A 23987-nucleotide genomic window follows, 5' to 3' on the forward strand; every position below is an offset into this window, starting at 1 on the left:
CGATATTGGAAATGACTTCCACGTTGAGGCGCACGCAAATGGCCTATCAGTTCGCAACCCTGGTGTGGGAATGCTTTGCCGGGGAGGATCACGCGGAGATCCACCTGCAGGTACTCGCAGTACTCGAGGCGAACGGCATTGCGGTGCTTGACACGCCCATGGGAATCGACACCGGAGCGCCGGATACCAGCCTGGTGGTCTTTCGGTTCACCACCGGCGCGCAGCTGACCGCGATTGCCAGCGACCTCGACCAACTCCCGCTGTCGTTTGTGTTCACGACATCGCCGGTGGGCAACACCAAGGCGTACTCGCGCGACGTGGACGGCGGCGCGCTTTCAAAGGTGACGGGATGAACGGCCGTCTGCTGTTTGCCGCGGTGCTGGTGGTGCTGGGCGCCGAGCGGGTGGATGCGCAATTGTCGCCCGTGGGGGATAAGCAGTCCAACATGTTTCAGGAGTCGTCGACGATTGCGTTCGGGACGCCGACGGGGAAGCGTCTCCTGTTCGAGGCGCGACCGGCGCTGCACTTGTACGCACTCAATCAGTTTGGCGATCAGGTGTGGCAGAAAACCGGTACACGTGACTCGAAGGGATGGCTCCCGAAACGCGTCGCCATGGCCACGGGCTTTTCGTTCCTGCCCGAGATGCGCATGTCCACCGATCGGTCCAGTCCGGTGCGAACGCCGTCCTATCGCATAAGGGCAACACATCAGGTGTTGTGGATGCAGAGGAATCCAATCGCTGACAATCTCAAGTACACGGTGCAGGGGTTCAAGCTGACGGCGTTCGGTCACTACTCCAATGGGCAGTCGGGATGTCGACTGCGCGGCTTTGCCTATGCGGCGGCCGCCAACGGTGACTCGGTGTGCGCGGTGTCCAACGCCACCGTCGCGGCGCGTCGTGAGGTCAACATCGACAACGGCGACTTCTCGACCAGCTACTTCGCGCTCGCGTTCGACCGGCGGACCGGACGAATCCGTGACGTCACGGGTCCGATGATGTCGTCGCGTGAGTGGGGGGCGGAGTATCAGGTCCATCCCCTCGGACTCCAACCCGGCGGAACGGATCGCGATCAGGCGACGGCGTACGGCACGCACGAGGTGGTTGGCCGATACGCGCAGGAGAGCCGGCATGCGGTCAATCGTCGTGCGGCCGGTGTGTTTCGCTGGTCGGTGATGGGCGTGTTGCGATTCGGACCGGACGCCACGCCGCTGCAACGTGTGGAAACGGAGGTGTCGTACTTATTTGACCACCTCGCGACGTTCGGCTTTTTCGTGCGGCATCATGCGGGGTTCGACTACTACAACATCCGGTACTTCGACCGGAAGCCATTCGTGTCGGTGGGGTTCAAGTTCGATCCGGGGCGGCTGGATCTGGTGGCGACTGACGTTCGCTGACGGCAGATGGGCATTTGTCGGAACACCGGTGCGCACATTCACAAGACTGCAGAGGAGGGGACGAACATGATTCCAAAGAACACCATCTGTCTCTGGTTCAACAACGACGCCCACGAAGCCGCGCGCTTCTACGCCGCCACGTTTCCGGATAGCACGGTGACCGCGGTGCACACGGCACCCAGTGACTACCCGGGCGGCAAGCAAGGCGATGAACTGACGGTGGAATTCACCGTGCTGGGCATTCCCTGCCTTGGTCTCAACGGTGGGCCCGTGTTCCCGCACAGTGAGGCGTTTTCCTTCCAGATTGCCACCGACAATCAGGAAGAAACGGACCGATACTGGAACGCCATCGTGGACAATGGCGGCACGGAAAGTTCGTGCGGGTGGTGCAAGGACCGTTGGGGTCTCAACTGGCAGATTACGCCGCGCGTGCTGATCGAGGCGATGGCGGCGGGCGGCGCCGAGGCCAAGCGGGCGTTCGATGCGATGATGCCAATGAAGAAGATTGACGTCGCAACTATCGAGGCTGCGCGACGACGGGAGTAGCGAGTCCTCACTGACCCGGGGTGGCGATAATTGTCGAGGCCGAGGCGACGAGGCGGGCCCGGGAGAGGCTAGTCGTCGGCCGCGATCACGAAGACGGTCCTGAACACCGCTTTGCCCCTCACCCGACCGAGATTCCATTCATACCATCGTCCCTCGGTCATCTCTCGCCGTGGCGCGTAACGCTTCTGCACCGCACGGCGGAGTTCGGAACGCATTGGCTCCGGCAGCAAAGGAAGTCTCTCGGCGATGGCAGGAATGGCATCAGGCGACAGTTCATTGGCGAGGTAGGCCACATCGAGCTTCCCCGACGTCGCGAAACGGTCGATGTTGCGTTTCGCGATCCACGCCTCGTGGTTCCAGTAGCTGAGCGCCACGAACAACAGCATCGCCACCGAGGCGGCACGACGGAAGAGTCGGCCCGCATCGAGTTCACCCGCCACTTCGACTGAAAGCCAGAGGAGACCGCCGGCAACCGCCGTCATGTAGGCCTGGGCATACAGCCGCGCGGTGGTGTATCCGTAGGCGGCTTCGTACAGCAGCACGCGACGAAAGGCCGACCCGAGCAGCAGCAGCACTGCCGTGATGAGCGCAAAGGTGAGCATGCGCAGGAACCGTTCGCGCGTACCGTGCTGGCCGTAACGCTCCGAAACAATAATGAGCACGACAGTCGCCGATGCGACGACGGTTCCGAGCCACGTCGGCGAAGCGTTCCCGGGTGTTGGCGTCGAGTCGTGGTGCGCTTCTCGTGACGCGTATCCGTACGCACCGACCACGAGTCCGAGCAGCGCTGTGAAAAACACCACGCGCGGCACGACGTCCCAGTTCAAGAGGGTGAAGACCCCGTCTCGCCACGACGCGAAGGTGGGATCCGCTTCGGCGAGCAGCAGGGCGAAGACGATGAGAATCGGCGTCGTGATAGCGAGGCCGCGCACCCGTGCCCGCGCGCGCGGTGACTGAATGAGTTCGGTGGCCTCGATGGCGCGGCGAATGGCGTGCGCCAATGCGCTGGCGAATGCCAGGAGCGGCGCCGTCACCGCAAACTGTGCGGAAATGCGATGGACTGACGGATTGGCGGCCAGTCGCATCTGCATCGCCAGCAACACGATGACCGAACCGCAGATCAGGACGTGCAGTACTGGACTGGCGGTGACGGCCGCCGCGCCGGCAATGACGGTGGCGGCGGCGCCGGTGAGCACCACGGTCCCCCCACCGACGCCCCGTTGCCGGGCCAGGGCGGCAAGCCCCGCCGCCGCCGCGCCGGTCCAAAGCAACCAATTGATGCCGGGCAAGGCGTCGAACATCACCCAGGTGCCGAAGGCGGCCACAGCCGCCGCCGCTGTCCAGAGGAGCGTCAGGCCTCCCTCCACTACGCCCGGGACCGGGCCTGAGACGTCGCGCTCGGAGTGCATGACAGGGAGTATCTGGCCGGAGACTCGTATTGTCAAGTACTTGGTAACGCAAAGTATCTTTGACGGAGACGGATCCGCGAAGCAGCTTCTCTGCCATGTCGATCGTGCTGGGTATCGTAGCCACGCTTGCGGCGCTCCTCACCCTGGCCGTGGGTGCGACGGTCTTCCAACTCCGCGCCAGCGACGCGGCCGGCAATGGGCTGGCGCACGCCTTCCTGGCCATCAGCGTGGTGGCGTTGTGGACATTGCTGGCCCTTGCGCTCGTGCTCACGGCGCTTCAGAAGCAACGCGTCGCGCCGCCGTGGGCATCGATCAACGCCTCCGCACTGCTGCTGTTCGCGCTTGCCGTGGCGGGGCAGGCGGCGTGTCTGGCACAACTGACCGGCCGCCAGGACGACGGATGGTTTCGCCTGGTGCTGCAGATGGCCGTGATCGCTCCACCTATTGCCGCCCTCACGCATATTGCGTGGCGCGCCTTCGGCGCACCGGTGCCAATCCGCATCGCGACCGTCGGTGTTGGCATCCTGATCGGAGGTCTCAGCGTGGTGTCACTGCTGGGTTGGCTGCGTCCCAAGCCGGCGCCGCGGGACATCGACGTGCACGCGCTCGCCTATCCGGCACTCCTTGTTCGTGGCACGTCAAAAATCGAGATCATCGACCAACCGCGTGACTTGACGTCGATGAACAGCAACTACGTGGTAAATCGCCCCAGCGATCCGCTGGTGATCGATTCGCATTTCGCCATCTTTGCGGTGCGCGACCTGAAGCTTGCCAAGAGCGCTTTGGGCATGCTGGTTCGCGGGCAGGGCGTTGAGCCGGTGACGTTCCGACTGGTTCCGTACCAGCCGTCGGGCACGTCGCAAAGCGTCCGCTCGCTGGTGCTTGCGGTCACCTCCCTGAGTCCCGATCCCGACAAGGATGCGGCAATGCGCCGGGATATTGCCACGGCCGAATCGCTGGACGAGATCCTGGCGATTCTCTCACGGGACTGACCAGCCGCGACCTTGCACGCGGCGCGTCATCCGTCATCCGTTGGCGTCATCGACAAACGGGAATGTCGTCAACACGTCCACCTGCTCGGCAGCACACCGTGACGTCCAGCCCGGATTCAGTCTGCCGAGCAGCGCGAGTTGCTGGGTGAACATCGCGCGACGAAAGTCCTCTCCGGGCTTCCGCCGCGGCCGAGCGAGGTCTGCCGCCATCGACCATGTCACGTCGCGAAAAATGCGATACAGCAATTCGTCCACCGACGTCGTGGAGAATCGTTCGAACTCGGCGCCGCGCTCAGCGCGCACGAAGTGGTAGGTGTCGTCCTTGATCTCGATGTGCGGCAGTCCATTTCCGGCGGAATGCTGAAACGTTGGCAGCAGATGTGCGGGCGCCTCGATGCGCTGCGCGAGCGGCACCATGCGGCTGCGCAGCGGCGAGAATTGATCGGGCGGAGGATCGGCCCATCGCGACGCGTCGGACATCCGCTGCTCTTCCTGGCCGCGCCGGCGGGCGTCGATATCCGGTGGCCCGTCGCCCGCCGCACGACGGCGCCAAACGCTGCGCGTTCCCACCATGAGGACCAGCACGAGCAGGCCGATTGCTGTGCGGTAGCTCGTGTCGCCGATTGGCGAGCCGGGCGTGCGCGTCACGCGGTACCCGGTGCCGATCACAACGACGAACGCAGCGGCGACGCCAGCGGCGGCGAGGATGAAGCCTGCATGGCGCTTGGCGAGCCGATGGAGTCTGTCGATCACGGGGGAGGTGTCGTCCTGCGGTTCTTGGGTCAGCTGATTCGCGAGCGGAAAGGATCTCCCCGGCGCGATGGGCGCAAGGATCCTGCCGTGCGCCATTGCTATTGGCCGGGTACCGCCACACACTGCACGCATGATTCGAAAGTCGGCTCATGTTGATCCGCCGACTCAGGCGCCACCAGCCATCATGCAGTCGCTCGCGGTCCTGGAAACCAAACTCTACAGCCCGAAATGGCGCCCGGGTCTCGTCTCACGAACGAGGCTGATCGAGCGCATTCGTCAGGGCACGGATCTCCAGCTCACGCTCGTGTCGGCACCGGCCGGCTTTGGCAAGACGACGCTGCTGGCCGAATGGCTGGCCCAAAGATCGGACAGCGATGCACCAGTCGGATGGGTGTCGCTGGACCGCAGCGAGAACGAGCCCGCGCTGTTCTGGGCCTATGTCATTCGCGCCCTACAGAAGGTCTGGCCCGGCGTGGGAGCCGAGGCACTGGTGATGCTGCAGTCGCCGTTGCAGGCGCCGACGGCGTCGGTGCTGACGTCCCTGATCAATGAGATCATCGGGATTGACCGCGACTTCATTCTGATACTGGACGACTATCATGTCATCGAGGCCCCGGCGGTCCACATCGGCGTGACGTTTCTCCTGGACCACTTGCCGCCCCGGATGCACGTCGTCATCGCCAGTCGTTCCGAGCCGATGCTGCCTCTGGCCCGCTTGCGGGCGAGAGGACAGGTGACGGAACTGCGGGCCGCCGATTTGCGATTCCGGCCGGACGAAGCGTCGGCGTTTCTGAATCAGGTGATGGCGCTGGACCTGTCGGCCACAGACGTGTCAACACTGGAGACGCGCACCGAAGGCTGGATAGCGGGGCTCAAGCTGGCGGCGCTTTCGCTGCAGAACCACGGAGATGTCCAGCAGTTCGTTCAGGCATTCTCCGGAGACAATCGGTACATCGCGGACTACCTCATTCAGGAAGTATTGCGCGCGCAGCCCCTAGCCATCCGGCGCTTCCTTCTTGAAACCGCGATCCTTGATCGGCTGACCGGTCCGCTGTGCGACGCCGTCACCGCGGAACACGGCTCGCAGACGTTGCTTGAGCATCTGGAGAAGAGCAACCTGTTCGTCGTGCCGCTGGATGATACGCTCGAGTGCTATCGCTATCATCATCTCTTTGCCGAAGTGCTTCGTGCGCATTCCATCAGGGAGCACGCCGATCAGGTGCGCCTGTTGCACAGTCGGGCCAGCACCTGGTTCGAGCGAAACGGTTCACTGGCCGACGCGCTGCACCATGCCGTGGCCGCTGACGACGCAGAACGCGTGGCTCGACTGCTGGAGATGAAGTGGCCGGCGATGGACCGGAGCTATCAAGCCGGCCGATGGCTTGAGCGGGCGAAGACGCTATCCGACGCCGTGGTTCGGGACCGACCCGTATTGAGTATGGGGTATGCCATGGCCCTGTTGAATGTCGGCGAGCTGGAATCGGTGGAGGCGCGACTGGACGACGTCGAACGGTGGTTGCGCGTTGCCGAGGACGGTGAGCGCCCGGATACCCACACGGGCCGGATGGTGATTGTCGACGAGCAGCGGTGGCGCTCCCTGCCGATCGATCTGGCCACGGCACGTGTGTACCTGGCTCAAGCGCTCGGCGAGACGTCTGGAACTGCGGAGCATGCGCGACGACTGCTGCAGCTGATGCCGGAGGGAGACCTCGCGGGGCGCGCCACAGGGAATGCGCTTCTCGGACTTGCCCAGTGGGCCAACGGAGAACTCGAGGACGCGCACGAAACGTTCTCCGCCGCGCTCGCCGGCATGCGCGCGGCGGGAAATATCCTTGATGAAATTCGCGGGATATTTGTGCTTGCCGACATCAGAGTGGATCAGGGTCGCCTGCATGATGCGAAACACACCTACGAGCAGGGGCTGCTGCTGGCACAGGGCGCCGTGCACACGGCGGTACCGCAAACCGACGAACTGTATCTCGGGCTGAGCGAGCTGTACTGGGAACGCGGCGAGGTTGACACGGCTGCCCGCTTCCTGCAGACGATCACGGAGTCGGAGGGGCGCACCGACTATGCCGGCAATCGTCAGCGCTGGTGCGTCTGCATGGCGCGCGTGGCGGAGGCTCGCGGGGCGGCGAGCGTCGCGCTCGACCTGCTTGCGGAAGCGGAGAGCGTCGATGTCAGAAGTCCGGTGCCACGACTGCGACCCATTCCGGCGATGCGGGCGCGCATCTGGATTGCCCAGGGCAGGCTGGCCGAGGCCATGGGTTGGGCGAAGGGGATGTCGGTGCATGATGACCTGCACTTCATGCGCGAGTTCGAGCACATCACGCTGGCCAGGCTGCTCGTCGCGCGGTATGTCGCCGAGAAGGGCCACAGCACGATTCAGGACGCGTTGACACTCCTGGAGCGCCTGATGATTGCGGCATCACGCGGGGGAAGGAAGGGAAGCGTTATCGAGATCCTGGTGCTCGAGGCGCTGGCGCATCAGGCGATGTCCAACGTCCGTGCCGCCCTCGATCCGCTTGAGCGCGCGCTGGTCTTGGGTGAGTCTGAGGGGTATCTCCGACTGTTCGTGGATGAAGGCGACCCGATGCGCGATCTCCTGCGGCACGCGGCGGCGCGTGGCGTGGCCGGCGAATACACCCGGCAGGTATTGCGCGCCTTTGACGAGCCCGTGGTGCCTGCCCCCACGCCATTTGCTTCCACGGCTCGTCCTGTCGCCGCTACCGACCGACTGGTTCAGAATCTCACGGCGCGCGAGCTCGAGATCCTGCGTCTTCTTGCCGTGGGGCTACGGAACCTGGAGATCGCCGAGCAGCTCGCCATCAGCACCGCGACCGTGAAGCGGCATGTCGCCAATGCCTATGCCAAACTGGACGTGAGTCATCGGACCCAGGCCCTCCTGCGCGCGCAGGCCCTGAACCTGCTGTAGACCGGCCCTCGTCTACACCTCAGGAAATCCTCGCCTCTACACCTTTTGGTCGAGGCGACGCCCTTCCAGTTCCCGCACACTCCCTTGCAGGCACACGGCGCGATTCTGAAACAGATCGCGATTGGTGTGACCGCCCGGTTGTCGGTCCATTCGGGATCCGATACCGCTCACTGCCAGGAACTGGAGATCTCTCATGTCGATTCGCTCATTGCTTGCCGTTGTGGCCCTTAGCTCCACCCTCGGCGCGGTCCGTGCCCTGTCCGCGCAAGCCACCGACAGTTCGGCCGCACTGTCCACCCCAAGCCAGAAGAGGTGGGAGTTTCTGATGACGTCCGGAGCAGTCGTTCCCACGGGCGTTCAGCGGAACACCATCAAGACCGGCCAGCTGAGTGCCGCACAACTCACCTACCTCGTGCGGCCAATGCTCGCGCTCAACGCGACACTCGGCTGGGCGCGCACACGCGATATTGCATCCAGCGGTGACCCGAAGCTTGACGTCTTTACCTATGACGTGGGCGCCGAACTCCGCGCCAATCGCTGGAATGATGGTCACGCCGTGACGTTCCGTCCATTCGCCGGCGTTGGCGCGGGTGCGCGCAGCTACAACTATCGCCAGTTGGATGTGGACGGGACGCACAACGCCGCCGCCTATGGTAGCATGGGTGGTGAGATTGGTGTCCGGCGCGTGCGACTGCGCATCGAAGCGCGTGACTACGTCAGCAACTTCAAGCCACTCGTGGGCAGCGGTGTGTCGGACACGCGCAATGACGTGACGGTGATGGGTGGACTCCGCATCATGACACGCTGATCATGCGCACCGCGAGTTCCTCACGGCGGGCCGACTGGCTTGTTCCTGCGGGGCTGATCCTGTTGAGCGTCGTGCCGGCTCTTGCCGGCGCGGCGCGGCTCGCCTCTGTCGTGGGTGGCGCGGCGACCACCGCGGAGAATGCGCGGTTCTTCGCGGCGCCGTTTTCGGTAGTGCTGCACCTCCTCTCGGTCATTCCGTTCAGCATTCTCGGTGCGCTGCAGTTCTCACCGGCATTACGGCGGCGTTATCGCGGCTGGCACCGCACGGCCGGCAAGTATCTGGTGGCGTTCGGGCTGCTGGCGGCGTTGACGGGGTTGTGGATGACCCAGACCTATCCTTGGCCGGCCGGTGATGGCGAAGGGCTGTATATCATGCGCTTGCTGTTCGGTTCGGCGATGGCGGTTTCGATTGTGCTTGGCGTCGATGCTGTTCGACGCCGGGACTTCACATCACACGGCGAGTGGATGATGCGCGGCTATGCCATTGGGATGGGGGCTGGCACACAAGTGCTGACTCACCTTCCATGGTTCATCTTTGTGGGCACGCCAAGCGAGTTCCCCAGAACGGTGCTGATGGGAGCCGGTTGGGTGATCAATCTGGCCGTAGCCGAGTGGGTCATCCAACAGAAGCGTCGGAGGCAGAGGCAGACCGTCCACCCTACGTCACCCTGCTGACGCTCCGTTGCTCACCCCTCCGGCCCCTCATCCCTCCCACACCTCAGCAAAGAGGCCAAGACGCGCTGGACACACCGCACTTAGTCGAGTCGGCGGCGAAGTCGCAAATACGTGCTGTCCGATTGCAGGGCCAGCATCATCTGGGCACTGAGCGATTCCACGCTGGCGGAGACCGTTGACGTGAGCGGGCGCGTGGTGAGTTCGTTGGCTCCGGCCACTCCGGCCTGCATGCGGATGCTGTCACTGTCCTGACTGAGCGTGAGCACAATCCGCACGTCCGCGCGCACCAACCGCCCCAGCGCGCGGGCATCGGTCGCGTTGAGATTGATCAGCGTGGGGTAGCCCGAGGCACGCAGGAAATCCTCAATTTTCTGTTGCGGAATAACCGTCATTGCCGTGCCGCTGGTGTCGGCGCGAATGCGGCTGCGAACGGATTCCGCCATGCGCACGCCGACACGGTCGAAATAGGTGAGCACGAGCACCCTTGGGTTTCGGGCTTGCGTGACCGACGGTGCTGTCGATTGTGCGGAGCCCGGCGACGGCGGCGTTTGCGCGGCGTGCGGCGCTGGCAGCATGAGCGTTGCGGCGCCGATCAGTACGCTGGCCAGTGATCTGCTGACGGTTTTCACGAGCCACCTCGGCGGCGTTGGCCGCATTGAAGAAGGTCAGTCCGCCGTCCCCAACCCGAGGCGGCGGCATGCCAGTGCTTTGCTGCGTCTCGGGCGTCAACATGATGGCGCTCGACTGGCGGCGGCGCAAATCCGCCCGTAGAATCGTGGACCTGCAATCGCGCCCGCGCGAGCGCTGCGGCGACGTTGCCGGAACACCACCCCGTGAGGTAGACGCTGTGAATCGTCCGCAACTTGTGGTTCGGCTCGCTGCGCTCGGCATGACGATCGGGCTAGGGCTCGCGGTGCCGGCGTGCGGGCCGGGTGGCGGGCCGGCGCCCGACCCGTGCGTGATTGAAACCGTCGCCATGCAAGGGGCCCCACTGCAGATGACCGTAGGGGGGAGCACGGCAACGCTTTCGGCGTCAGAGACGCACACAGGACCCTGTACCAGTACCGAGTTGAAGCCTACCTGGTCGTCCTCCTCGCCTTCGCAGATTTCGCTAACGAGCAGTTCTGGCAGTGCGACCCTCACGGCGGTGGCACCGACGCTTCCCGGTATTCCGGTGACGATCACCGTGAGTGTGGGTGCCAAATCGGATTCGAAGGGAATTACCGTCGCGGCCGCGCCTGCCGCCGCCTTGGTGATCAATCCCGCCAATCCCTCGCTCGCCGCAAATTCCAAACGGCAGCTCCTTGCGGAGTTCCGTGACGCCAATGGACTCGTGACCACCGGCAATCAGGCGTTGGTCAACTGGTCTGTGCCGTTGCAGCAGTCACTGATAACGATCAGTGGGTCCGGGGAGTTGACGGCAGCGAGTGCCACAGGAAGTACCACAGTGACGTCGACATACACCGGCGTCACGCCCAGCATTGCGGCCACCACGAACGTGACGGTCACGCCTTCCTTGGCACCAGCGGCGTCAATTACCGTGACGTCGTCATCGCCAACGCTCATCGGAGTCGGCGGTACCGTACTGTTGACCGCGTTGGTGAAAGATGGACAAGGCAACACTCTTACCGGGCGCGGTGTCACCTGGCAAAGCCTGTCACCGGCCATTGCCGACGTGGACAATACCGGAAAAGTCACTGGAAAAGCCGTCGGCGGGCCTGTCACTATTCGTGCGAGCACTCTTGAGAACCCTCCGATATCCGGCGATGCCACCGTAAGCGTGGAAGCGTGCCCCAGAGGCTTCGTGCTCTCGGACGATTTCGCGACGGACTTGGGCGCCGGATGGACCACGGCTGTTGTCGTCGACAATCCAACGGGCTCGAATCACACGCAGACGGTGGCGTTCCAGCCCACGGGCGGAAGCACAGCCGGCTATCGGCGAATGGAGCACAGCTTGATCGGGCAGGGGACGATGTGGGTGTACCATCGTCGCGAAGTCGAGTACGATCCGAGTGTGGTTGGCAATGCCATCGCCGCCATCAACTATTCGGAAGACCAGATCTCTTTTCCGTCGCCAACCCTGGTCCGCAGCATAGGCTGGGGACTGTTCCTTGAGCAGGGCGGCAACCGCTACACCAAGTCCGTGGGTACGGCCGCGTTTAACGGCAACACCTGGGGCGTTGGCAGCATCCTGAACATTACGGCGGCGGCGTTTTCCGGAGGCCCCGGGGCCCCCCCGCTCAATTTCGGACCGACGGGCGGCAAGATCAAATTCGGGTACTATCGCGCGAACACCAGCACGTCAGGCAGCTACACATCGTCCCACGGTATCGACAACTGGCGGGTGGAGGTGTGTCGACAGTAAGCGGCGAGCGCACAGATGAACTGGCCGGCAGCAACCGCTCGTCAGGATTCACTTCGCAACGACCCGAGCAATGCGTCCAACGTCTTCACCACCGCGCTGACCTCGCGATCCGGCAACGCGCTGGTCCACGACATCACCTCGGCATGATCGCCGGAATTCCGTTGCTGCCAGAGTTGTGTGTGGCGCGCCGTGAGCCGCAGGCGACGCACGCGGGCGTCTGACCTGTCTGCCACGATCTCGATGAAGCCCTTCCGCGCCAGGGCCGTCGCGATCTGCTTGAGATTCTGATGGCTCATGGAGAGGCGCGCGGCAAACCCCGTCAACGTTGGCGGCTCGGGTTCGCCCTGCAGCACCTGCAGCAGCATCGCCTGCTGCGTGGTCAAACCGCTCTCGGCGAGCAGCCGGTCCATGCGCGTGCGCAGTTCGTGCGCGTTGGCGAGGAGCAGCCGAAACAGCAGCACCCGACGGGCATCGGGAGTGAGCGGACTGGGAAGCCCGAGGACAATGGTACGCTGGCGTCTGGACATAGGTAATATGTTACCTTAATATAGTCAGTTCCTTCCCGTGGGCACCAGCCGTGGAGCGACCGTGATCGCGCTATTTCCTCATTGCGGGTTCCTATCGGAAACATCGCGCATGCTGGCCATTGCCACCGCGCTACAGGCGCGCGGCGAGCGCGTGTGCATTGCCACGCACGGCGGACCGTATACGCAGGTGCTGGACAACGCCGGAATTCCGTATACGCTGCTGACCCCCGCGATGGATGCGGCACGCTGCACGGAGTATCTGCAGGGCATCATCAGCCTGGGAAAACCCGGCGCACGGTTGCAGTCCGCTGACGAACTGCGCGAGAGCGTGCGCAGTGAAGTGACGTTTCTGAGGGAACACGGCGCCACGATGGCGGTGATCGGCTTCACGCTGAGCCTGTACCTGTCGTCACGCGTGGCCGGCATACCCCTCGCCACATCGCACGGCGGGTCGTATGTGCCACCAGTGTTGGAGCGTGGATTGGCGCCAATTCCCACCCAGGCGGCGGTGCCGGCACTGGACTGGCTGCCGAAATTCCTGCTGCGCTGGATGGCCAACAACGGGGCGCCTCGCATGCGGCAGCCGGTTGCCTTTCTCAACGAAGTCGCCGCCGAGTTGGGTGTGGAACCAGTGCCGAGTCTGGCGGCGCTGATGCTTGGCGATCTCACATTGGTGACAGACGTACCTGAAGTGCTGGGCATTCCGACCAACGAAATGCAGGCGTGGCGACCCAACGATTGCGCCGGCTACAGGTCGGGAACTCGGCTTCAGTACACTGGTCCACTCCACGCACAGCTCGACGTGCCCGTGCCGACGGCGGTACAGCCCTATCTCGACGGCAGTCGTCCCACCGCCTACGTGGCGCTCAGTTCCTCAACGCCCGCGTTCATCCGGCGCGTCGTTGCCGGAGTGCGCGCCGCCGGACTGCGGGTAATTGTCGGCGCCACCATTCACGACCTCGCCAACCTCGCGGACGACGACGTCATCGTGAGTGGGGTGCTGCCGAGCCATGCCATCATGCCCCATGTCGATCTGGCGGCATTATGGGTGGGCAAGGCAGTGTGCAAACGGCCATGTGCAGCGGCACGCCATTCATGGCATTCCCGCTGCACCCCGAGCAGGAGTTGAACGTCGGGCTGGGGGTGCGACATGGCATGGCACTGGGCATTGGCCCGCGTCACATGACCGAGGCGCGGGTGGCCGCCGCCGCGCGTCGCCTGACAGGCGACCCGTCGTTTCGCATGGCCGCGAAGCGCGTGCAGGCACTGTACGCCGGTATTGACGGCCCGGCCTGCGCGGCCAAGGCCATCGTCGACTATCTGGCCACCACTCACGACTGATGAGCACTTCACCGAGCAGCGCCCGCGTCGGATCCGACAAGTTCTTCCTCATTTCCTCATTGATCCTGCTGGCCGGGGTGCTCATCGGCTTCGCGCCCACGTTCTATCTGCGCGAGCAGTTCGAGGGGGCGCCGTTGCCGTGGTGGCTGATTGTGCACGGCAGTGTGCTGACGGCCTGGTATGTCCTGCTCCCGCTGCAGGCGTCGCTTATTGTGAGCGGTCGGCGAGGCTGGCACAAACGACTGGGATGGTTCACTGCCGTAGTGGCTTTGCTGGTGGTAGTTACCGCGCCAATGGTGGTGTGGCAGTCGGTACCGCGAGGCCTTGCCGCTGGACTGAGCGAGATGGAAGTCGGCTTCCTGGTGCTGGTGAATCTCCAGCGCATTCCATTCTTTGCGGCGGTGGTTTCGCTGGCGTTGTGGCATCGGCGCAGTCCGCAAACCCACAAGCGCCTGATGCTGCTGGCCAGTCTCAGCAACTTCGCCGCGGCCAGCTCACGCGTGGGGCATCTGGTGGGCGTGCATCCCCTGGTCAGTGCCGTGGTGTACACAGTCGCCTTCGGTTTGGCGATGACCCTGTACGACCGCCGGTCACTTGGGCGTGTTCATCCGGTGACGAAGTGGGGGATGTTGGCGCTGGTTCTCATTCTGACGATCGCCATTGCGCTCATGTTTGGCGGCGTGTCCGGTCCGCTTATCAAGGCGATGCGGTAGGACGCGTCGACAGCGAACGGAGCGATTCGGTTCAGGCCGGTTCTTCGGAATTCCCGAGAGGCGGACGATAGGGTGTCGACTCCACGGTTGGGGTTCGCTGAGCACGGAGCGGTGAGCAGAAAAAGGGGTGAGCAGCAGAAGCGTTGAGCGTTGAGGGGCCAGCCGGCGAGGGCAGGATTGGTTCTCCCCTCGCCGGCTGGCCCTCAAACGCTCGACGCTTCAGTTGCTCACCCCTCCGGCCCCTCTGCGCTCTACCCTCAACCGGCAGGACCCGGTCGCGGTGCACCGAACACGCGCGTACCTAGCGGGCCACCAAACTCCGCAACACGTACGGCAGAATCCCGCCGTGCCTGTAGTACTGCATCTCTTCCGGCGTATCAATCCGGCAGCGCGCGCTGAACGTTGTCGTGCTGCCATCGGCCGCCGTAGCCGTCACCGTCATCGTGGCCCTTGGCGTCAACGACTCGTCCATGCCGGCAATGTCATACGTCTCAAAGCCGGTCAGTCCCAGCGTCTGCCGTGTCTCGCCGTTGGCAAACTCCAGCGGCAACACTCCCATGCCCACCAGGTTCGAGCGATGAATGCGTTCGAAGCTTTCGGCAATCACCGCGCGCACACCCAGCAACATCGTGCCTTTGGCGGCCCAATCACGTGACGAACCAGTGCCGTATTCCTTGCCGGCAATGATGATCTGCGCCGTGCCCGCCGCCTGACGCGCCATGGCCACGTCGTACAATGCGGTGGGTTCCGCGCCCGGCGCGGCGGCGGTCCACCAGCCTTCCTTGCCACCCACCAGTTCGTTCTTGAGGCGGATGTTGGCGAACGTGCCGCGCATCATGATTTCATGATTGCCACGACGCGCGCCGTAGGAATTGAAGTCCTTCTTGTCCACGCCCAGTGACTTGAGCCACAAGCCAGCGGGTGAAGCCGCTGCAATGGAACCTGCCGGCGAGATGTGATCGGTGGTGATGGAATCGCCGAACATGCCCAGCACCCTGGCGCCACTGATGGCGCGGATACCTGGCGGGGTCATGGTCATGCCGTCGAAATACGGCGGGTTCTTTACATACGTGGAGTTGTTGTTCCAGGCGTATTGGTTGCCGACGGGCGATTCGATGGCCTGCCAATGCTCGTCACCGTCAAACGCATGCGCATACTGTGTGGTGAACTGCTCGCGCTTGACCGCGGACAGAATGGTGTCTTCCATTTCCTGCGCCGACGGCCAGATGTCGCGCAGGAACACCGGACCGTCGGTGCCGACGCCAAGCGGTTCGGTGGCCATGTCAATGTCCATGCGACCGGCCAGTGCATACGCCACCACCAGCGGCGGCGAGGCGAGGTAGTTGAAGCGCGTTTGCGGATTCACGCGCCCTTCGAAGTTGCGGTTGCCCGACAGCACGGCGGCTACATTCAGCTTGCCGCTGTCAATGGCCTCGCTGATGACCGGCGGCAGCGGGCCCGAGTTGCCGATGCAGGTGGTGCAGCCGTAGCCCACCACATTGAAGCCGAGTGTGTTGAGCGACTCCATGAGGCCGGCTTTGTGGAAGTAATCGGTGGCCACTTTCGATCCGGGTGCCAGCGACGTCTTCACCCACGGCTTGGTGGAGAGTCCCTTGGCGACGGCGTTTCTGGCCAGCAGCCCGGCGGCCAGCATGACGCTGGGGTTGGAGGTGTTCGTGCACGACGTGATCGCGGCGATCACCACGTGACCATGCTGCAGGTTGAAGCTCTGGCCCTTGTGCTCGCATCGCACACCACCGTTGGAGTCCACCGGACCGCCTTCGGCCACCATGGTCGCGGCCGGACTGCCTGCTGGCGCGGCGGCGGCCGCCGCCTGCGTGGCCAACTGCGCCGCCAACGCCTCGCGATACATCGCCTTGCTCTGCGACAACGGCACGCGATCCTGCGGACGCTTGGGACCGGCGAGACTGGGCACCACCGTGCTCAAGTCCAGGTCCAAGGTGTCGGTGAACACCGGATCGGGTGTGGCATCGGTGCGGAACAGTCCCTGCGCCTTGCAGTACGCTTCCACCAGCGCCACCTGTTCGTCGCTGCGGCCCGACAGATGCAGATACTTGAGTGTTTCGGCGTCCACCGGAAAGAATCCCATCGTGGCACCATACTCCGGCGCCATGTTGGCGATGGTGGCGCGATCGGCCAGGGCGAGTGACGACAGCCCAGGTCCGTAGAACTCCACGAACTTGCCGACGACCTTTTTCTTGCGCAGCATCTCGGTGCAGGTGAGCACCAGGTCGGTGGCGGTGGCCCCGGCCGGCAACTTGCCATGCAGACGAAATCCAATCACGTCGGGGATCAGCATGCTCACCGGCTGGCCGAGCATGGCGGCTTCCGCTTCAATACCGCCAACCCCCCACCCCAACACGCCAAGACCGTTGATCATCGTGGTGTGCGAGTCGGTGCCCACCAGCGAATCGCAATACGCCAGCGTGTCCGCGCCATCGGCCGTGGTGAATACCACCTGGCCCAGATATTCGAGATTCACCTGATGGCAAATGCCGGTGCCGGGTGGCACCACACGGAAGTTGCGAAGCGCGGTCTGCCCCCATTTGAGGAACTCGTAGCGCTCGTTGTTGCGGTCGAACTCCAATTCCGTGTTGAGCAGCAGCGAGGCCTCGGTGCCGTATTCATCCACCTGCACCGAGTGGTCAATCACCAGGTCCACGGGCTGCAGCGGGTTGATGCGCGTGGGGTCGCCGCCGAGTGCCACCATGGCGTCGCGCATGGCGGCGAGATCAACCACGCACGGGACACCGGTGAAATCCTGCAGCAGCACGCGTGCCGTGCGAAAGGCGATTTCCTTGTCCACCGGCGCTTTCACATTCCAGCGAGCCAGTGACGCCACGTCGTCGCGCTTGACAAAGGCACCGTCTTCGCCGCGCAGCAGGTTTTCCAGCAGCACACGCAACGAGAAGGGCAGGGTGGGCGCGGTGCTTCCGGGAAGCGCGTCCAGCGCACTCAGTCGGAAGTACGCGTACTGACGGTCGCCCACGACCAACGTGGAGCGGCTGCTGAACGAATTGGGATGCGACATGATTGAGATTGGTCCTGCGTGCGCCGGCCCCATGGGAGGTCGCACGCGTTCTGGACGGAGCCACTCATCGCGCCGCGGAGCCCGCTAGCTGCGGACTCCCGGTACCGACGAGGCTAACTGCAATATCGGCTGCGGGACGCCGTCCCGCCACTTGTCCGTCGCCGGTACGGCCTGAATGGCGTCCACCGGACAGCACTGGACGAAGGCCCCGTCCGCCGGCGACCACTCGTGACGGCGTTGCAACGGATACGCCTTCTGCTCGGCGTCCAACGCCATCACGTCGGGGGCACGCGTCACGCACAATGCGCAGCCGGTACACAGCGCGCGTTCCACGACAATCTCCACTTCGCGACGGGGATAGATCCCGCCGGGCGACCGGAGCATCGCATCCAGATCGCGCAGCGCATCGCGGGTGGCGGTGTAGCCTACCTCCAGCAGTTCCTCGATGTGCGAAAAGCTGAACCAGCCGATATGTGATACCTTGGGGCGAACCAGCAGCAGCGGCGGCGACTTCCATCGCTCCAGCGCGTGCTGCTGTTGTTCGTGCATCATCATGGTGGCCGCGCGCATGAAGATCGAGGCAAACCCCTGCGCCGCGACGCCGGAGGCCGCCGGGACGTCGGCAATCCCCACGTCTACGGCAATCAGCGCATCGACGCCTTGGGCGGCGATGGCCACCGGAAGGTTGTCGGTGGTGCCCCCGTCGATGCAGGTGCGTCCGTCCACCACGCCGGGGGGGAAGAAGCCCGGCAGGGCGCACGACGCGTAGATAGCGTCACGCACCCGGACGTTGTTGAGCCCGGGGCGCCCGAAAACCACCGGCACGCCGCGGTCGATATCAACCGCCGTTACAAGGAGCGGGACATCGAGATCCTTGAAGGTCCCGTCAGCCACCAGTTCGTCGCACAGCGTGCGCAGCGGTGCCTCCAGATAAATGGAGCGCGACAGCATGCGTTCCATCAGCATGCCGAAATGATTGATGCGAAACAGATCGCGCCGACGGAAGCGCAAGGCGCGTTCAGTCATCTGCGCCACCGGCATTCCAGAGGCCGCCGCCGCAGCGATCATGGCTCCGATGCTCGTGCCAGCGTACAGCGCGGGGCGAATCCCGGCTTCTTCCAGCGCGCGGAGCGCGCCGATGTGCGCCATTCCCTTGAGCGCGCCGCCGCCCAACACCAGTCCGATGCGCGGGCCGGGCGCTACCGGGCCGATCGCCGGACGCGAACGGGGCGTCCGGCTCAAGCGTCCGCCAGGACAGAGCTCAATCGGCCATTCATGCTGAGGTCATCTGGTGCTGTAGATTGCCAGCCATGCGAATCCTGCTTGTAGAGGACGACGACACGCTTCGGGACAGCGCAACGGCGTACCTGCGGAGTGCAGGGTTCGCGGTTGATGCGGCGCCAACGGGGAAGATGGCGCGCGCACTCGCTGGCGTCAGCCCCTATGACGCGGTCGTTCTGGACATTCGGTTGCCGGACGATGACGGGTTCGCCCTGTGCACCGCGCTCCGCACTCGGCGACCCGCCCCCCGAATCCTCATGGCGACCGCACGTGATGCCGTCGAGGACCGCATCGCCGGGCTTGATCTGGGTGCCGACGACTATCTGGTGAAACCCTATGCGCTGGGCGAGTTGGTGGCGCGACTGCGGGCACTGCTGCGACGCCCGAACGCGGACGCCGAGACGGTGTTGCGCGTGGCCGATCTGGTGCTCGATCCGGCGACACGCACGGCGCATCGCGGCACCCGCCCGATTCCGCTGACCACCAAGGAATACGCCGTGCTGGAGGTGTTGATGCGCGCCAACGGCCGCGTGCTGAGCCGATCGTACATCAGCGAACACGCCTGGGATGACAATTACGATGCCTTGAGCAACGTGATCGATGTGTACGTGGCGCGCCTGCGACGCAAGATCGATCCGGACGGCGAGACGCCGCTGCTCGAAACCATCCGTGGAGCCGGCTATCGCATGGCGCCTCTGCGAGTCGACGAATGAGCGTCGAGGCGGCGCACGCGGATCGGCATCTCCCGCGTATTCGGTTGCGCGTCACCATGATGTATGCCTCGACGCTCCTGGTGGTACTGTTGGCGATGGCGGTCGTCTTGCGGTTGGCCATGCGCGATGCGCTGCGTCGCGAACTGGACAACTCCGCCCATGCGTCGGCGGCCTTGGTCAGTCAGTTCTTTCGCGTGGAGATCGCGGAGTACCAGACGATCGAAGCGACACTGACGCATATCGCGGGCGAGTTGGCCTTCGAAGACCGCGTCATGCACATTCGACGTCCCGACGGCGCGGAGTTCACGGTGGTCGGGGAGCCGCGCCCCAGACATCGTCCCATCACGGCGCCGGTTCGTCGCGTAGTCGCCGCGTTGGAGCCGGCGTTGGCGCCGTCCTGGAACGTGGAGGTTGAAGTCAGCCTGGCGAGTGTGGAGGCCATCGAAGATCGCATCGACCGGGGAATTGCCATGGGCATTCCGGCACTCGTGCTCCTGGCGGCCGCGTCCGGCTGGTGGCTTACCGGACGCACGTTGCGTCCCGTGGGGCGCATGGCCGTGGCCGCGTCGCAACTTGTGCCGGGGACCCATGGACGGTTGCCCATCGACGACGAGACCGATGAACTCGGTCGACTCGGCCTCCGATTCAACACGTTGTTGGACCGCGTGGAAACGGCCCTGCAGCAACAGCGTCGCTTCCTCGCGGATGCGGCGCACGAACTGCGCACGCCACTGGCGCGCGTGCGAAGTCGCGTTGAGGTGGCCATGCTGCCTTCCGACGCGACGCGGGCTGCCTACCCGAATGGTGCGCCGCCAGAAACGTTGTCAGCCATCCACGAAGAACTGGTGCGCATGTCTCGTCTGGTGGACGAATTGCTGCAATTGGCGCGGGCCGACGCGAGTGGCAACGCGACGCCGGACGCGATGACGCCCCTGTTCCTCGATGACGTCGTGACGGACGAGTTGCATCGATGGCGTGCCGATGCTGAGCAGGCGCGGTCGACGCTGCGCTGTTCGGTGCTGCAGGAAGCGCCAATCTGTGGGAACGCGGTGTTGTTGCAGCGCCTGCTGGGCATTCTGCTCGATAACGCACTGCGATATGGTAGACCCGGCGGCTACGTGGATGTCCGGGTCGACCTCACAGAAGCGCTGGTCGTGCTCTCGGTTGAAGACGATGGGATTGGCATCTCCCCGGAGGAGCAGGGCCAGCTCTTCGACCGGTTCTACCGCGGCGATCGCGCGCGGGCGCGCCGAGCTGACGGCAGTGGGCTTGGACTGGCGATCGCGGCGTGGATTGTCGAGCGCCACGGCGGATCAATTTCGGTGGAACCGCGCCCGCAGGAGTCCGGGACCCTTGCGCAAGTGACGCTGAAGCGACTCGAGAGCAGTACGTAACGGCAGACGGCGGGAACATGCCGCGCCGCTCGCGCGTGGTTACGACACGGGCCAGTCGGGTCGCGGTGCAATCGGAGACGGCCGCGCCGCCAGCCACCACGCCTCGCGCAGTGACCGCAGTGTGCGTGCCGGCCCAACGAAGTCGCGACCATCGACGGCCTCTTCGCACCACGCGTACAGCGCGTCAAACCCGCGGGATGCCGGGCTGTCCAACTCCAGCGCCGCGCGGAGCAGTCCAATGGCCTCCCGCGCGGCCGTGTGATCGAATGACTCGCAGGCGCGGATCGCCCGATCGTAGGCGCGCACAATGCGTCCCAGCGGATCGAGGGCGGGCGGGGTCTGGCCGATCGCCGTGTTGGCGATGACGGGCGTAGGATAAGCGGGCACGGGTCAATTTGGAGAGGGACAACGGCGTCGGCATCCACTCGGGCACCTTTGCTGTTCATCGGCTTGGGGGCAGGTGTTCTTGAACGCCATTTCGCACCGTGCTTCTCGCTGTGACGGTTGTGCCAATCGCAGAACATTCATCGGGCGTTCATCAACGCGTGGTACGTTGGCCCAATGATCGGACTTCCATTTCCTCCCCCTTGCCAACGGCGCGTGTCGTGGATCACACACGTCCTGCTGCTCGCCGCGTGCTTCACGGTGCCGCACGTGGGACGTGCCCAGGTGGCACGCCCTGCCGATGCCCTCGATCTGCAGGGGGCGATGCGTCTGGCGCGCGAAACTGCACCGGGGCTTCGTGCGGCCGATGCGCGCCGTGATGTCGCCCTCGGTCGCGCCCGCGAAGCCGGCCAGTTCCTCAATCCGACGATTGAATACCGACGCGAAAATCTGGGGAGCGTCTTGTCGCCGGATATCTTCGCGACCCTCTATCTGCCATTCGATGTCACGGGTCGCCGACTGGCGATGCGCCGCACGGGTGGCGCGGCAGCCGATCGGGCATCTGCGGACGGCGTGGCGGATCGCCGAGACGCGGAGCTTCGGGTGGCGCGTGCGTGGGTGCGCACAGCCGCTGCCGGCGAGCAGGTCCTCATTGCACGGGCACAAGCCGACGCGCTGATGGAGGTGGCGCGGACGGACTCCACGCGGGCACGTGAGGGACTCATTGCCGACGGCGCGGCCTTGCGGTCCCGACTTGAGGCTGACCGCGTGCGGGTGGCGCTCTCCGCGGCGGTCGGCGATCTGGCGCGAGCGCGGGCCGAGTTGTCGCGCGTGCTTGGCGTCTCGGATCGCGAGTTGCCACGCGTGGGCGAGCTCGTGGCTCCATCGTTGCCCAATGCCCCCGACAGTGCAGAGGCCCGAGACCTGGCGGCACGCGCTCGTCCCGAGCTGACGGCTCGTGAGGCCGGGATTCGTGAGGCGCAAGCGCGGCTGAGCACGGAACAGCGTGGCGCCTTGGGGGACTGGCAGTTGCAAGGTGGCAGCAAGAAGACTGCGGGCGTGATGACGGGTCAACTTGGACTGGCCCTGCCGCTTCCGCTGTTCAATCGCAACGATGGCGCGAGGCTGCGGGCACGCGGTGAGTTGGCGGAAGCCACCGCATGGCGCGACGAGGTGGCCATTGGCGTTCGGGCCGATGCGATCGCGGCGTTGACGGCGTACCTCGAGGTGCGGACCAACGCCGCCGATGCCGCGACGTTTGCCCCGCGTGGCCGCGAGGTCGCGTCGATTGCCCGTGCCGCCTATCGCGAGGGTCATGCGTCGCTTGTGGAATTGCTGGACGCTGAACGCGCCGCGGCCGACGCGATGTCCGCGCACCTTCGCTGGACGGTTGATGCGTGGCTGACCCGACTTGAATTGGAACGCGCACTGGGTGTGCGGCTCGATACCGACAGCCCACTCGACTTGCCGCTGCGAGCGGCACTGCCCTCTACCTCACGCTGACAATGCGACGTTCCACACGACTGTCCTGGATGCTTGCCCCCGCGTTGATGGCCTGCGGTGGCGGGAGCAGCACACCCGCCGACGCACCGCCCACCGCGGTACATCCGGATACCGCCACCCTGTCGGCCGATGCGGTCGCCATCGCGGGATTCACCATCGACACGGTTCGCACGCTCCCGTGGCGCAACACCGTGATGTCACCGGCGCGACTGCTGCTGGATCCGTCAGGAGTGGAGACGATCGGCTCCATTACCGAGGGGCGCATTAGCCATGTGTTGGTACGGGTCGGTGATGCGGTGAAGGCCGGCGACGTGCTGGTGATGATTCACAGCCACGAGATCATGGATGCGCGGGGCGCACTGGCGTCGGCCCGCGCGCAGGTCACTGCCGCGGACGCGGCGCGGAGCGTGGCGATATCCGCCGCGGATCGGGCGCATCGCCTGCTGGAGGCCAAGGCGATGTCGCGCGCCGAAGTGGAACGGGCGGATGCCGCCCGCGTGTCGGCCGACGCCATGCAGCAGCAAGCGGTCGCCGAGCGCGAGCGCGCGGAAGCGTTGGTCGAGCACCTGGTCGGCGGCGGACCGGTTCCGCCCAACGCCGATCCGCACGATGTCCTGATCCGGACACCGATTGCGGGTATCGTGATCACGCGTGACGCGCAACCGGGAACGGTCGTGCTCCCCGGGTCTCCGCTGGTCACGGTCGGCAATCCCGAACGCCTGATCCTGCAACTGCGCCTGGGCGAGACCGCAGCACAAGGCGTGCGCGTGGGCGCGACCGTGCAGTACACGCTCACCGACGATCCCCTGCAGCATCACGATGCGGTTGTGACGCGGGTCGCGCCGACCGTCGATACCCTGACGCGAACCATCGAGGTCTTGGCGACGCCGCGAGGACGCGTTCGCATCGGTCGGGCCGAATCGTTTGCCCAGGCGGAAGTGATCGGGAGTGGCGGCACCCCAGCCGTGGTCGTGCCCGCTGCGGCCCTTCAGGCGATGGAAGGCGACACGATCGTGATCGCCACGGAACCTCGCGGCGCCGGGATGTTCATCGAAGCGGTGCCGGTCCGCGTGGGGCGCCGAACGGGAGATCGTGTCGAATTGCTGTCGGGTGTTGGGGTGGGACGTCCGGTCCTGGTTGGCAGCGCGGCCATTGCCAAGGCTGAACTCCTCAAGCGGCGAACCGGAGGCGTGGAGTAGTT

22 protein-coding genes are annotated in these 23987 nt (G+C 64.8%); 15 read left to right on the forward strand and 7 right to left on the reverse strand.

Features of this window, described 5'->3' with window-relative positions; genetic code table 11:
• The first annotated feature begins 11 nt into the window (after window positions 1–11).
• From IPP90_05170 to IPP90_05180, 3 genes are all read left to right on the forward strand, one after another.
• Window positions 12–353: a hypothetical protein gene (locus IPP90_05170; protein MBL0170113.1), complete on the forward strand. Its 342-nt coding sequence runs from the start codon at window positions 12–14 to the stop codon at window positions 351–353.
• Complete coding sequence (locus IPP90_05175) at window positions 350–1396, forward strand: hypothetical protein (protein ID MBL0170114.1); 1047 nt, start codon at window positions 350–352, stop codon at window positions 1394–1396. Before IPP90_05170 ends, IPP90_05175 begins: the two co-directional genes overlap by 4 nt.
• 66 nt (window positions 1397–1462) lie before the next feature.
• Window positions 1463–1942 carry a VOC family protein gene (locus IPP90_05180; protein ID MBL0170115.1) on the forward strand — a complete coding sequence of 160 codons (480 nt, stop codon included), beginning with the start codon at window positions 1463–1465 and terminating at the stop codon, window positions 1940–1942.
• A 68-nt stretch (window positions 1943–2010) separates the two neighbouring features.
• Here IPP90_05180 and IPP90_05185 read toward each other — a convergent pair whose 3' ends face one another.
• Entirely contained in the window at window positions 2011–3351 is a 1341-nt protein-coding gene (locus IPP90_05185) for a DUF4173 domain-containing protein (GenBank protein MBL0170116.1), read from the reverse strand.
• Between the two features lie 95 nt (window positions 3352–3446).
• On the opposite strand from IPP90_05185, the gene IPP90_05190 reads away from it, so the two are divergent.
• Entirely contained in the window at window positions 3447–4343 is an 897-nt protein-coding gene (locus IPP90_05190; protein ID MBL0170117.1) for a hypothetical protein, read from the forward strand.
• Window positions 4344–4376: 33 nt separating this feature from the next.
• Here the strand turns inward: IPP90_05190 and IPP90_05195 are convergent, their stop codons facing one another.
• Window positions 4377–5096 carry a hypothetical protein gene (locus tag IPP90_05195; GenBank protein ID MBL0170118.1) on the reverse strand — a complete coding sequence of 240 codons (720 nt, stop codon included), beginning with the start codon at window positions 5094–5096 and terminating at the stop codon, window positions 4377–4379.
• 184 nt (window positions 5097–5280) lie between these two features.
• Here IPP90_05195 and IPP90_05200 point away from each other — a divergent pair, with 184 nt between their 5' ends.
• The 3 genes from IPP90_05200 to IPP90_05210 all read left to right on the forward strand — a co-directional run bounded on the left by IPP90_05200 (window position 5281) and on the right by IPP90_05210 (window position 9513).
• Window positions 5281–8031, forward strand: a complete 2751-nt coding sequence (locus tag IPP90_05200; protein ID MBL0170119.1) for a helix-turn-helix transcriptional regulator — start codon at window positions 5281–5283, stop codon at window positions 8029–8031.
• Window positions 8032–8356: 325 nt separating this feature from the next.
• Entirely contained in the window at window positions 8357–8839 is a 483-nt protein-coding gene (locus tag IPP90_05205; protein MBL0170120.1) for a hypothetical protein, read from the forward strand.
• A 2-nt stretch (window positions 8840–8841) separates the two neighbouring features.
• Window positions 8842–9513 (forward strand): DUF2306 domain-containing protein, encoded by a 672-nt coding sequence (locus tag IPP90_05210; GenBank protein MBL0170121.1) that lies wholly within the window; start codon window positions 8842–8844, stop codon window positions 9511–9513.
• Window positions 9514–9593: 80 nt separating this feature from the next.
• Here the strand turns inward: IPP90_05210 and IPP90_05215 are convergent, their stop codons facing one another.
• Window positions 9594–10142: a hypothetical protein gene (locus tag IPP90_05215; protein MBL0170122.1), complete on the reverse strand. Its 549-nt coding sequence runs from the start codon at window positions 10140–10142 to the stop codon at window positions 9594–9596.
• 545 nt (window positions 10143–10687) lie between these two features.
• Between IPP90_05215 and IPP90_05220 the strand changes: the two genes are divergently transcribed.
• A complete protein-coding gene (locus IPP90_05220) occupies window positions 10688–11878 on the forward strand; it encodes an Ig-like domain-containing protein (protein ID MBL0170123.1) in 1191 nt (396 codons plus the stop codon).
• A gap of 41 nt (window positions 11879–11919) precedes the next feature.
• On the opposite strand, the gene IPP90_05225 is transcribed toward IPP90_05220, so the two are convergent.
• Window positions 11920–12405, reverse strand: a complete 486-nt coding sequence (locus tag IPP90_05225) for a MarR family transcriptional regulator (GenBank protein ID MBL0170124.1) — start codon at window positions 12403–12405, stop codon at window positions 11920–11922.
• Window positions 12406–12514: 109 nt separating this feature from the next.
• Between IPP90_05225 and IPP90_05230 the strand changes: the two genes are divergently transcribed.
• From IPP90_05230 to IPP90_05240, 3 genes are read left to right on the forward strand one after another with little or no spacing between them, the layout of a single operon-like run.
• Window positions 12515–13534 (forward strand): hypothetical protein, encoded by a 1020-nt coding sequence (locus IPP90_05230; protein MBL0170125.1) that lies wholly within the window; start codon window positions 12515–12517, stop codon window positions 13532–13534.
• Window positions 13501–13746: a hypothetical protein gene (locus tag IPP90_05235; GenBank protein MBL0170126.1), complete on the forward strand. Its 246-nt coding sequence runs from the start codon at window positions 13501–13503 to the stop codon at window positions 13744–13746. Before IPP90_05230 ends, IPP90_05235 begins: the two co-directional genes overlap by 34 nt.
• The gene (locus IPP90_05240; protein MBL0170127.1) at window positions 13746–14459 is read left to right on the forward strand and encodes a hypothetical protein; all 714 of its coding nucleotides are present in this window, start codon (window positions 13746–13748) and stop codon (window positions 14457–14459) included. Before IPP90_05235 ends, IPP90_05240 begins: the two co-directional genes overlap by 1 nt.
• A gap of 301 nt (window positions 14460–14760) precedes the next feature.
• On the opposite strand, the gene acnA is transcribed toward IPP90_05240, so the two are convergent.
• Both acnA and IPP90_05250 read right to left on the reverse strand, forming a co-directional pair.
• On the reverse strand, window positions 14761–17511 hold the full coding sequence (acnA, locus tag IPP90_05245; protein MBL0170128.1) for an aconitate hydratase AcnA: 2751 nt from the start codon (window positions 17509–17511) through the stop codon (window positions 14761–14763).
• Between the two features lie 84 nt (window positions 17512–17595).
• Window positions 17596–18753 (reverse strand): patatin-like phospholipase family protein, encoded by a 1158-nt coding sequence (locus IPP90_05250; protein ID MBL0170129.1) that lies wholly within the window; start codon window positions 18751–18753, stop codon window positions 17596–17598.
• Between the two features lie 68 nt (window positions 18754–18821).
• On the opposite strand from IPP90_05250, the gene IPP90_05255 reads away from it, so the two are divergent.
• Both IPP90_05255 and IPP90_05260 read left to right on the forward strand, forming a co-directional pair.
• Window positions 18822–19505: a response regulator transcription factor gene (locus tag IPP90_05255; GenBank protein ID MBL0170130.1), complete on the forward strand. Its 684-nt coding sequence runs from the start codon at window positions 18822–18824 to the stop codon at window positions 19503–19505.
• The gene (locus tag IPP90_05260) at window positions 19502–20899 is read left to right on the forward strand and encodes a HAMP domain-containing histidine kinase (protein MBL0170131.1); all 1398 of its coding nucleotides are present in this window, start codon (window positions 19502–19504) and stop codon (window positions 20897–20899) included. The genes IPP90_05255 and IPP90_05260 overlap by 4 nt, the downstream gene beginning before the upstream one ends.
• A gap of 39 nt (window positions 20900–20938) precedes the next feature.
• Here IPP90_05260 and IPP90_05265 read toward each other — a convergent pair whose 3' ends face one another.
• Window positions 20939–21286, reverse strand: coding sequence for a hypothetical protein (locus IPP90_05265; protein ID MBL0170132.1), 348 nt, complete (start codon window positions 21284–21286; stop codon window positions 20939–20941).
• Between the two features lie 213 nt (window positions 21287–21499).
• Here IPP90_05265 and IPP90_05270 point away from each other — a divergent pair, with 213 nt between their 5' ends.
• Both IPP90_05270 and IPP90_05275 read left to right on the forward strand, forming a co-directional pair.
• The gene (locus IPP90_05270; protein MBL0170133.1) at window positions 21500–22786 is read left to right on the forward strand and encodes a TolC family protein; all 1287 of its coding nucleotides are present in this window, start codon (window positions 21500–21502) and stop codon (window positions 22784–22786) included.
• A gap of 2 nt (window positions 22787–22788) precedes the next feature.
• Entirely contained in the window at window positions 22789–23985 is a 1197-nt protein-coding gene (locus tag IPP90_05275; protein ID MBL0170134.1) for an efflux RND transporter periplasmic adaptor subunit, read from the forward strand.
• Window positions 23986–23987 lie beyond the last annotated feature (2 nt).

This window comes from Gemmatimonadaceae bacterium (genome assembly GCA_016720905.1).
Classification (GTDB): domain Bacteria; phylum Gemmatimonadota; class Gemmatimonadetes; order Gemmatimonadales; family Gemmatimonadaceae; genus Gemmatimonas.